General features: G+C 59.2%; 6 protein-coding genes and 2 pseudogenes. 1 reads left to right on the plus strand and 7 read right to left on the minus strand.

All coding sequences use genetic code 11. The annotated features are described in order from the left end of the window. Positions 1-212: 212 nt before the first annotated feature. The 7 genes and pseudogenes from ABID58_RS33340 to istA form a co-directional block, all read right to left on the minus strand. Positions 213-556 (minus strand): annotated as a pseudogene (locus ABID58_RS33340) (transposase); the annotation flags it as partial. A gap of 724 nt (positions 557-1,280) precedes the next feature. Continuing rightward, on the minus strand, positions 1,281-1,850 hold the full coding sequence (locus ABID58_RS33345) for a GNAT family N-acetyltransferase (RefSeq protein ID WP_354037146.1): 570 nt from the start codon (positions 1,848-1,850) through the stop codon (positions 1,281-1,283). 1,326 nt (positions 1,851-3,176) lie between these two features. Beyond that, on the minus strand, positions 3,177-3,578 hold the full coding sequence (locus ABID58_RS33350) for a hypothetical protein (RefSeq protein ID WP_354037148.1): 402 nt from the start codon (positions 3,576-3,578) through the stop codon (positions 3,177-3,179). Between the two features lie 329 nt (positions 3,579-3,907). Continuing rightward, complete coding sequence (locus ABID58_RS33355) at positions 3,908-4,837, minus strand: TauD/TfdA dioxygenase family protein (RefSeq protein ID WP_354037149.1); 930 nt, start codon at positions 4,835-4,837, stop codon at positions 3,908-3,910. A gap of 428 nt (positions 4,838-5,265) precedes the next feature. Continuing rightward, positions 5,266-6,525: a pectate lyase family protein gene (locus ABID58_RS33360; RefSeq protein WP_354037151.1), complete on the minus strand. Its 1,260-nt coding sequence runs from the start codon at positions 6,523-6,525 to the stop codon at positions 5,266-5,268. Positions 6,526-7,380: 855 nt separating this feature from the next. After that, positions 7,381-8,193, minus strand: a complete 813-nt coding sequence (gene istB / locus ABID58_RS33365) for an IS21-like element helper ATPase IstB (protein WP_354037152.1) — start codon at positions 8,191-8,193, stop codon at positions 7,381-7,383. Continuing rightward, positions 8,190-9,703, minus strand: a pseudogene (gene istA / locus ABID58_RS33370) (IS21 family transposase). Before istA ends, istB begins: the two are co-directional and overlap by 4 nt. Before the next feature lie 156 nt (positions 9,704-9,859). On the opposite strand from istA, the gene ABID58_RS33375 reads away from it, so the two are divergent. Continuing rightward, on the plus strand, positions 9,860-10,075 hold the full coding sequence (locus tag ABID58_RS33375; RefSeq protein ID WP_354037153.1) for a hypothetical protein: 216 nt from the start codon (positions 9,860-9,862) through the stop codon (positions 10,073-10,075). The last annotated feature ends 399 nt before the right edge of the window (positions 10,076-10,474 follow it).

Raw genomic sequence — 10,474 nt, forward strand, 5'->3', positions numbered from 1 at the left:
TATCTCGATTTTTACAACGGACGACGTCCGCATTCGAGTCTTGACGACATGACCCCGGATCAAGCCTACTTCAACCTTCCGCCGCTCCGCGCGGCGGCCTAACCCCGGCAGAGGCTCCACTTATCGACGCGGAGATTCTGTTCAGACAAACGGGACCAGCTCAGTTGAGGCCACCAAACCCTGCAATTTTGTTGGTAGATTGAACAAAGCCCCTAGCGCGGCAATTGAGGAAGGATCGCACTAATGCCGCGGCACAGAGGTTTTGACTCTTTGGAAGTGGCGGGATAGGCGCGACCCATTTGGCGCGGGTTGTCTGTTGTGAACATCCATTTAATGCGTGAGCGGGCGGCATTTCGCCCTCGCTCCCAGGCTGTGATTTCGCGGCGCAGTCGTTTGGGATTGTCGATCCTGCGATCCAGGCACTGACCGCGCAGGACGCCGATCTCGATCTCGACCATGTTGAGCCAGCTTGCGTGCTTGGGTGTAGTGGAACTCGAGCCGTAGTCTGATTCAGGGCGCCGGCCGAGTGGGTCGATAAATTATCCTGCAGTTGGCGACTCTGGATGACGACGGCTTTGCCACTTGCCACGTGAAGTCCAATAAACAGCGCGGCCACAATCGGCACTGGCAGCGCCCAAGCTGCGAAGGGTCACAAGGAAACGTAATTCACCGCGGCAAGCTCACGCCTGCGTTCAGTATCCTTATTGAACGCCCTTTCTAGCGGCCAACCAGCCTATCCGCTTGCCGAGGCGGAGCACGGCCCGACGCATGTCATTCGACGTGGGACGTAGTTGCGGGGTACCTCGGGTTTACCAGCCCAGCAAGACAGGTCGCCGGTAGCTCTGCCGAGATTCAGGAAGTGGTCTCGCGATTTACGTGGAAGATCCGATCGCCCCAATGCACGGGTCTTTTTGATCAACACCGAGGGCGCGACATATACTCGTGTACGAACAGCTCGTCAGTGCGACGCCAGCGCAAGTGAGCGCGAAGAATACTAAATCGGCCAAGAACAGGTCAACGGATGGGGCGAGCTCGTGAGCCTTTCGTAAGCCGTCCGATCCGTACGCCCTGGGAGACTGGCCAGGTACAGATGTTTCATCGCCGCGCAGAGGCTGGCCCTGCGCGGCGCAGCGTTCATGTCCCTTCGAGCTGGGCGCGCGGATCAGTTCACTCAGAATGAGGGCTTTGAGATGCGCCGGTGCTCTCCGATTTGGCGGGCGGACTCAAATCCGGCATCACCAAATCCATCGCGAGCCAACAGGGTGCCGGCACATCGACGCTCACGCAAATGTCGAAGACGAATCCGGGATACAGCGGCTTGGCGCGCGTTGCCGCCGAGGAGCTAACCGCGATCTCCCCGCTGCACTACGTTTCGCACGATGACTAGCTAAGCCCCGTAACGGCAACTTGAGGCGTGGGCCGATTTCTGCAAAGCCGGCCTTCAAGTACAATGCTGAGCAGGGACTACGGCTCCATATGGGCTGCCTCGGCGCCCCCACCTCAAGCTGGCCCCAGCCCTTTAGCGTACCCAGGCCCACCGCAGCCTCAATGAGACGCATCGCGACCCCAATCGAGCGCTGCTCCGGCACCACGTAGAGTTCGGTGATAATGCCGTAGGTTCCGCCCGCAAAAAGGGCGGCGCTTTCCGACAACATAATGAGGCCGACCGGGCGTCCCTCCATGAATGCCAGAAACCCATAGATGCGCTCTTTCATGGCCAGTAGGTCGACAACAAGCTGGGTATCTAGTCCGCCCTGCTTTTGTCCGCCCTCAAGTTCGGCAAGCAGAGCAGCAACCATGTGGGTCACCGTTGTGGCGTCATCGACAGAGACTTCACGCGTGGTCACCATGTCATAACCTCTTCCACGTTGAACCAACATACGACCTCGTCCGGCGGCGCATCGGCGCAGGGGCTGCCGTAGCACCCGATTCGAACAGATATGCCGCACGGTTGACGGTCAGATGACGCCTCAGGTCACACTGAGGTGATAGCGTCTTCGTGTCGCTCCCAGCCACAAATATCTCAGAAAATCGAAAGATAACTTGTCGAACATTGTAATAGTCGCACGGAGCGCTCTCGAAATTTGGACCTGCGTATCGCCCCACATCGTGTCCAAACTCGTACGTTGCAGCAGTGTGGCTGACCGCGTGCGAACACGGATTTGGACCTACTTTCCCCACTTTACAGCAGCTCGAGCGGCAGGCCGACCAGCGATGTTTCCGGTCCAATTCCGAGCAATGACGTTCAGCGGCCCCATTGCGATGGCTGCGCGCGAGGGTCATGAGCGTCGCTGACCAGCAGCATTGCCCGAAATCAATGCTCTCAGAAACCTGTCCAACGCGCGAGTCCAAGACAAACTGTTTTTCTTATGTTCAGACAATCAGTTCTCTCTAATTTCTCGTCTGACGCGCCATTTGTTGCCGCGACGTAGAACATCTCGGACATCCGATGACGGGTGCAATTTGGTCGTTCAGCTCGCGATTGAGGCCAGCTTCTCTCGTGTTCTTCGAATCGAATATGCCCCCTGACAAAGCCGGGTTCTCGGCGAGCCATCGCATTTCGGTTCAATGCTTTCCGAGAGTATCGTCAGGCCGTATCGTGCGAGATCGTCTCTATCATTCCCTTCGAATCTGCTGTTGGAAGACTGTTCTAATGCTTGCGGACACGGGTTACAGCGTAAGACGGTGTCGGCATTTCAGCAGAAGAAAGCTTAGGTTACCGATGACGCGGCGGGCTACTGCCATTCCAGAACACGTACTGCTGCACGATGGAGGTGCCGGGCAAAGCGCGCCTAGCACTCCTGCCAGCGCGCAAACGGCAAAGAATGATGCAGACGTCGAAATAAGCTACTACGTCGCTTTGCGGTTCCCAGCCTTCCTGTGACACGGGCCCGAAACGGCTGAGGCGCGATTCGCCTCCATCACTGCGCCGGCTAGTATGAACGAAGGTTTAGTTCATTCGGGATTACTCCATTCTGCGGCCGCCGTGACATTTCCGTATCAATGCGTATCGGCATTCCTCTGCAGCTGCGCCGTCGGAACGATGTGAACGACGTGATGGCCTTTGTCGTGCGGCTACCGTAGGAAGGCGGGCATCATCGCGGCGGTATGTGCCTTTGCGTCGTGAAACAGAATGATGCCCCTCCCCTCAGCGTTGAATCGGTTGATGATGAGCTTCAACTCCTGGCCTGGGGTCTTTCCTCCCAGTCGCTGGCCCACAAGTCCGCTCCAAACACGACAATGCCCCGATCCTGGAGCAGATCGAGCGTCTTAGGCGTCGAGTCGAAATTGCGGAAGCGGAGGAACGGCGTCGAGGGCGCAATTGTCGATATGCCATGGAGCGCCATTTCGTCAGCCGCAATCCCGCGGTCGATGTCCTCTTTCGCCTTCTCGAAGCTGATCTTCGACGCCATCGAATGCGACCATCCGTGGTGCGACATGGTGTGGCCTTTTGCGGCCAGCCGCCGCGCGAGCGCGGGAATTGGGCCGACGACTTGCCGACCAGGAAGAATGTGGCCCGGACGTACTCCTGCGCGCGGCGCTGTCAGACGTTTTCCGTGTGCGGCGGCCGGGGCCATCGTCGAAGGTCAGTACAATTTCGCGCTCGGCCAAGGGGGCGGTCTGAGGAAAACTCTTTGGTCCGACCCGCGAACGTCTCCCCTTCCGCGGCCAACTCAACCGGACGCGGCCGGATTTGCGCCGCTTGATGCCTGAATCATCTTCGCCAGGCCGAGATGAGCTTTAGCATCTCACTTCAGCAAGGAGGTCGCCTCCCGCCTCTGCGGCGCGTTAGCTCCTACCATCTAATTGCGCGTGGCGTCGTGCCCGATTTAACGGCTCTTCGCAAACATTAACTCGTGCGAACATGCGATAGGACCGGTGCATTATGTGAATTTGCCGCACACTGCTAGGCAACCTTCGTGGACGGGTGCTTCGTCGTCTTGACGCGCGTTACACTGCATCGACCATCGACGCTGACGGGCGCGTCACCATCGATTGTGGCACGATGGACGACGCGATGCTGGTCACCGTAATCGTTGACCGCATAATGCTGCGTTGCGCGGTTATCCCAAATCGCGACATCGCCGTCTTTCCAGCTCCAGCGTACGGTATTCTCGGGCGCCGTGATATGGGACTGGAATAGATCAAACAGCTTCTGGCCGTCGCGTTTTGGGATATCGATAAACCTTTGCACCAGATCGCCGAGAACCAGCGCGCGCTCGCCGGTCTCGGGATGTACACGGACCACCGGATGCTCGGTCTCATAGATCGTTTTGGTAAAGACCTCATCAAAATGTTTCTGGTCGATTTCGCGAACACGGCAGGTCCCGGCGTAGTCGAAGGCGTTGCTGTGAACGGTCCAGAGTTCGTCGGCAAGCCGTTGGAGCGGTCGTGGCAGATGCAGATAGGCGGACACAGCGTTCGACCAAATCGTATCGCCACCGGATGCTGGGATCACAACGGCTCGCAAAACCGCAAGTTTGGGATAGGCCGCGAGAAACGTTCCATCGGCGTGCCATACATCAGCCCGACTACCTCCGCGCGCGGAATCAAGCTCGATGATCGAGGTCGTTCCATTGATGGTACCGAGCGTCGGATGCGGCACCAGCCTTCCCAAACAAGCGGCAAAGCGCTCCTGCTCCGCGTCATCAAGATGCCCCTGATCGCGGAAAAAGATCACCTTGTGTTCGAGCAGCAAGCTGTTGATCGCAGCGACGGTTTGGCTCGGTAAATCACCCGAGAGCTTGACATTTCCGATTTCAACACCGATGCGCGCTGCGCGCTTGACGACGTCGGTCGGTGGAATGACACTATCAGTCGAAGCCGTTTCTCTCATTGCGAACTTCTCCAAGCGTTGCGGATTCTTCAAACGGACGAGGGCGCATGTCACTTGGTTTCGAAGGCGACCCACATCGCGCTACGGTACTCTCGAGCAAGCACCATGCCAGTCGGAAAACGAAGCTGTGAAGGTCCGTCAGCTAGCTGATCGGATGATAATTCGAAATGCTGCCCCCTCCTCTTTCCAACCCGAACCCGTGAAAAACCGGACGTAAGCATTTGAGGCGAGCCCTGGGTCGGCGGGGAAAAGCATAGGGCGCATAATCGACAGGAATTGTACCGCTCGGCACTCGAAGAGAAAGGGCGTACGGTCCTCGTGGAACGTCGGGCAGCCAGCCGTGCGTGCCGTTCTCGTCCAGTATGCGCCTTCCACTCAACTGTTTGCGGCAATCGGCCATGTCTCGAGCCGCGTCTGCGAACGAGCCATCACCGGCTCCCAAGGTGTCCGGGGCCTGCCCCGGCCGTGATCACAGCCGGAACATCATCCGCTCGAAATGGAAGAGGAATAGATGGTTTTGGAAGAGCCCCAAACGACCGAATTACGGTTTCATCTAGGCGAAAGCCATTGATCCGCGGCACTGGGGTCGCGATGTTCTCGATGCAGCGACGTCCGAGCACGGTAAGGCAGATGTCCTGCGCGGTCCCGCTGGATTTGTCAAAGAAGCCAAAGATATGTCCACTACCAGCCTTTACGGGTGTTTCAATGTTGTAAAAGTAATTACCCTCGATCAGTGCCTGCACAGATGATCCAGCATCCACCGCATGGAAGAATCCGCCGCTCTGTTGCGCATTCGTGTTGTGGAAGTAGTTGTTAACGAGATGAACAATGGCCTGGGCCCCGTCGATGTGCGGCGCCCGCCCCGAGATCTCATGGAAATAGTTATTTGCGATGGTGATCGTCTGCGGGACACCAAGAAACAGGAGATTCCAATAGTGCTCCCCGTTGCAATAGGAGGAATAGGTATCGCTACCATCGAAGTCGTTCCAGGAAATCGCGATATTCGTCGTAGGGCCAAAGCCGCCGGCAATCATCTGTCGCCCGATATTATGAAATCGGTTGTGATCGATCCAAACCAGGTCGGCTCGTGCAATTGCAATAGCATCGCCCGCAAATATCACGCCTTGATTGACATCACTGATGGTCAGGTTGCGAATGACGACGTTGCTGACCCCATTCAGGCGCAGTCCCTTCCCTTTGATTGTAGCGCTCGGGCCAACACCGATCACTGTTTTGTTTGAGCCAATTTCCAGCGGGCGCTTGCCGGCCCTGTCGAAGCCGACCAACGTCTTCTCCTTGCGATCGCAATGCGCGTCGTTGCCATCCATAAGGAGAAGGGACTCACGCTTGTAAGGTGCCGAACAAGTGCGGCCGTATTGGCATCCCTGCCCCTCGCCTCGCCCTTCCGTACCGGTAAAGTCTATGGTTCCGATTACCTGGATCTCGCGCGGACTATTGTCATTGCACTGCCCGAAGCTGTACGAACGACATAACTCATGATTCAGAGCTTCGGTTGATCTGACCTGAACTATCTCGCCTCCGAGGCCGCCCGTCGCTGCAGAGCCAAAGCCCTTGAGGGCTTCCGATCGCGCATTGTTCGACCCGAGCACGGAAGAGATGCCGAGGGCGACAGCAAGTCCGCCGAGCACGCGCAACGAACGCTTGATGTGCTCCATCGTGTCTTTCATAGACATATGCTCTCTCTGCTACCCGGAAATCCATGCGAGAAACTGAACTATCGAACTGAAATGCTGAACTGGAATGGGCCATCAGCATGGGGCGTTAACGCCATCACATCGGCCTCAATAAGGCAGCAACGGAATATTGGAACCGTGCTAAACAACAGCCGAAGTGTGCAGCCGCAGGCTCCGTACCAGCTGCGACGGATCTGGGTAGCCATTGAACCACTCACGGCCGATGAAAGCAGCGGTCGATGCTTCGAGAGCTTGGTCAGAATGAAAGCAAGATGCTATCCCACGGCTGGCCGTAACGGGCACGGCTCGAAGACGACGGCTGGAACAGCTTGCAAGCGCTCTCGTCGATCCCCCGTTGACACATCATCAGTTAGCTGCCCTCAGCGCGAGCACGCGCGGAGGAATGAAAGTACCCAGATTGGCTCTTTCTGTGATACGGCATGAGACGCACCCCAGTTCAAATCAGGAGTCGCCCGGCTGTCGGCCGGGCTGCCGGGGAGCTTCGCCCATGTACACGCCGCCCGCCTTCCGAGCCGTCGACATCGCCGACCTTCATCGGAAAGGGCGCGAGGCACGGTTAGCCACGGGGTCACCGCCACTCACGAAGGGCGTGTTGGAGCGATGCTGCCCGTAGTACTCGACGAGCAAAGGCTCCATGGGCACCATTTGTGCGCGCTTGGCGCGTTCGAATCTGCAGTGGAAGCTGACGCCGACTGGCGAGTGTAGCGCGTCGATCTGGATGGGAAGGCGCGGCAAACTGGATGGCGAGTCAGTGTCGCGGCGAAGTAATGATTGCCGCGCAGATTGTCGCGCGCAAGAGTTTTGTTGAACTCTGATTGTCGCGGAGCGTCAATCAGCGACGGTTTTGGGTGTCGCGTGCGAAGTCGGCCGTCCCGGACCGCGTTTTCGGTCGAGCGCGGTGCGTCTGCGATAGCTCTCGACGTTCATCTCAACGATGGTGGCGTGGTGAACGAGACGATCGATGGCGGCGAGCGTCATGGCAGGGTCCGGGAAGACCTTGTTCCATTCGCCGAACGGCTGATTGGCGGTGATCAGCATCGAGCGCTGCTCGTAGCGTGCGCTGATGAGTTCGAACAGCACGCTAGTCTCGGCCTGGTCCTTGGTGACGTAGGCAAGATCATCTAGGATCAGGAGATCGAAGCGATCAAGGCGGTTGATGGCGGCCTCGAGGTTAAGCTCGCGGCGAGCCAGTTGGAGCTTTTGCACGAGATCGGTGGTGCGGGTGAAGAGGACGCGCCATCCGTTCTCGATGAGGGCCAGGCCGATAGCTGCCGCCAAGTGGCTCTTGCCGCCGCCGGGCGGCCCGAACAGGAGCAAATTGGCGCCCTTGCCCAGCCAGCTGTCACCGGCGGCGAGCGCCATCACCTGCGCCTTCGAGATCATCGGCACGGCCTCGAAGTCGAAGCTGTCGAAGGTCTTCCCGGCTGGCAGCCTGGCCTCGACGAGATGACGTTCGGTGCGCCGGCGACCGCGTTCGGCGATCTCGTGCTCGGCCATGGTGGCCAGGAAGCGGGCCGCCGGCCAACCTTCCTTGTCGGATTGCTCGGCAAGTTGCGCCCACAGCACCTTGATGGCCGGCAGGCGGAGCTCGTTGAGCAACAGATTGAGGCGCACGGTATCAACGGTGTTGGCCACGCTCATGCGGCACCTCCGGTCTCGGCGGTACCAATGAGGCATTCGTAGGTGGCAAGCGGCGCGAGCTGCACCACGACGTTCGGCAGGTGGGCGGGGTCAGGAGCGAAGTGAGCGCGCAGCCGGTTGAGTTCGGGAAGTCGGCCGGCGTCAAGGTCGGCCGTGAGCTGATCGGCGAGCTCGGCCTCGCAGCCGCGCTCATGAGCGAGCGCGAGGAGATCGACCATGATCCGGCAGGCCTTCTTGTCCGGTAAGCGCTCGCGCAATCGGTCGAAGGTTCTTCGATAGCCCTCGCGCGGGAACAGCCTGTCCCGATAGACCAGATTGAGCAGCGCCATTGGCTTGCGCCGCAGGGAATGGATCACGTGCCGATAATCGACGACCTGGTCGTACTTGCCGTTGGGATGCGGCCGCCCGCGCGGCAAGGTAAGGAGATGCGTGCCACCGACGAACACGTCGAGGTGATCGTCGTAGAGCCGTACCCGCAGCCGGTGACCGATCAGGCGCGATGGGACCGTGTAGAACACCTTGCGCAGGGTGAAGCCGCCCGAAGACGTCACGCGGACGATCACCTCTTCGTAGTCGGAGGTGCGGCGATCGGGCAGCTCCTGCAATACCACGCGCTCGCTATCGATCCGCTTGGCGTTGCGGGCATTGCGGCGGCTGACGATCTCATCGATGAAGCCGCGATAGGTGGCAAGATCGTCGAAGTCGACAGTTCCGCGCAGCAGCAAGGCGTCCGCGATTGCTCGCTTAAGATGACCGTGGGGCCCTTCGATCGAGCCATTCTCGTGGGCTACGCCTCGATTGTTGCGGGAAGGCCGCATGCCGTAATGGGCACAAAGGGCCTCGTATCGCTGCGTCAGATCATCCCGTGCATCGCGATCGAGATTGCAGAATGCGGCCGACAGGCTGTCGGTCCGATGCTCCCGCGGCGCCCCACCGAGCGACCAGAGGGCATTCTGCAGGCCTTCGGCCAGGGCAACGAAGCTCTCGCCGCCAAGCACGACGTGAGCGTGCTCGAAGCCGCAATAGGCCAAACGGAAGTGATAGAGACGATGATCCAGCGGTGCGCCCGCGATCGTAACACCCAACTCGCCCATGTCTGTGAAGTCGGAGAGGCCGAGCTGGCCAGGCTCATGGATCTGGCGGAAGATTACCTCCTGCTCCTCGCCATGGATCGCCCGCCAGGCACGGATACGACGTTCCACGGTACGACGGATACCGGTGCCGAGATCAGGATGACGTCGGAGCATCTCCTCGAAGACCGCGACCGGGCGTAAGCCAGGTGCCGACTTCAGGATCGGGACGTCTCGGTCTCGAACACCTCGCTCAACGGGTCCGGTCGTCGCCGGCCGCGGGGAGCCTTCTTTTGCGACGGAAGTCGGGGATCTCTCTCGATCCGATAAGCGGTCGCCGCACTGAATGATGCCTTGGCCGCCGCCACTGGCGGGCTGTCGGTCTGACGGTTCTTCATGTAGAGCCTCATTTGGTGATCTGTGATGTGTCGGCCGGGCAAGCGAGTGATTCCTCTTGGCGGAAGAACCACTTGCATAACCTGCCGGCCGCGATCACCAGTCGGCGCGGTCCCTAGCGGATCGCGCCGACGCCGGGCTCGTAACTCCGGTCGGGCTACGCCCTCCCTTCGTCACGAGCCCGGCGAAACTCTCTCACCTTGATTGACGCGCTCTTCCATCCTGATCGCCGCGCGACAGGCGAGGCCATGGCGACTTTCGCTGGGTTCTTCGATGGCACGCGGAAGATGAGCCGGAATTGCAATACGGCGGATCGCGCCGGCGTCATCGAGGGCTTATCCAACAGCGACCCTGACGAAGGCGTCGTGCGGCTCACCTCATTCCGAAGGATGACGAACCCGAACGGCTTGTTGTAAACGAACCCGGCGCCACGTGGATTTTCTCGACTTCCTCGACTGCCCTCCGTCTGCACAACGACGTGCTGCGCCGGTGGGTTTCTGCTTGCGTCAGGTGCCTTACGCAGCACAGAAGAGTGCATGATGCCATCGAACGCGCGCCGTCTATCGCGAGCGGCAGCCGTGGCGCCCAAGGCTACGAGGCCAACTCCGGAGAAGAAAAACGATGTACCAGTGGCAGCCCATGGGACGGTTCGCATGCGCATCTCGAACATTGCGTCTGCAGGAGTCGTTCTGATTGCGCTTGATGGCTTCGCAATTCTCTAGAGGTTTGCAAAGAGCCAGCGAAGCGTCTGGAATCTGACATTGTGGTCGGATTGTAGAGTTTCTGACAGTTCGCGATAATCTGCGGTCGCGCCA

The sequence above is a fragment of the Bradyrhizobium sp. S3.2.6 genome (assembly GCF_040546885.1).
Classification (GTDB): domain Bacteria; phylum Pseudomonadota; class Alphaproteobacteria; order Rhizobiales; family Xanthobacteraceae; genus Bradyrhizobium; species Bradyrhizobium cytisi.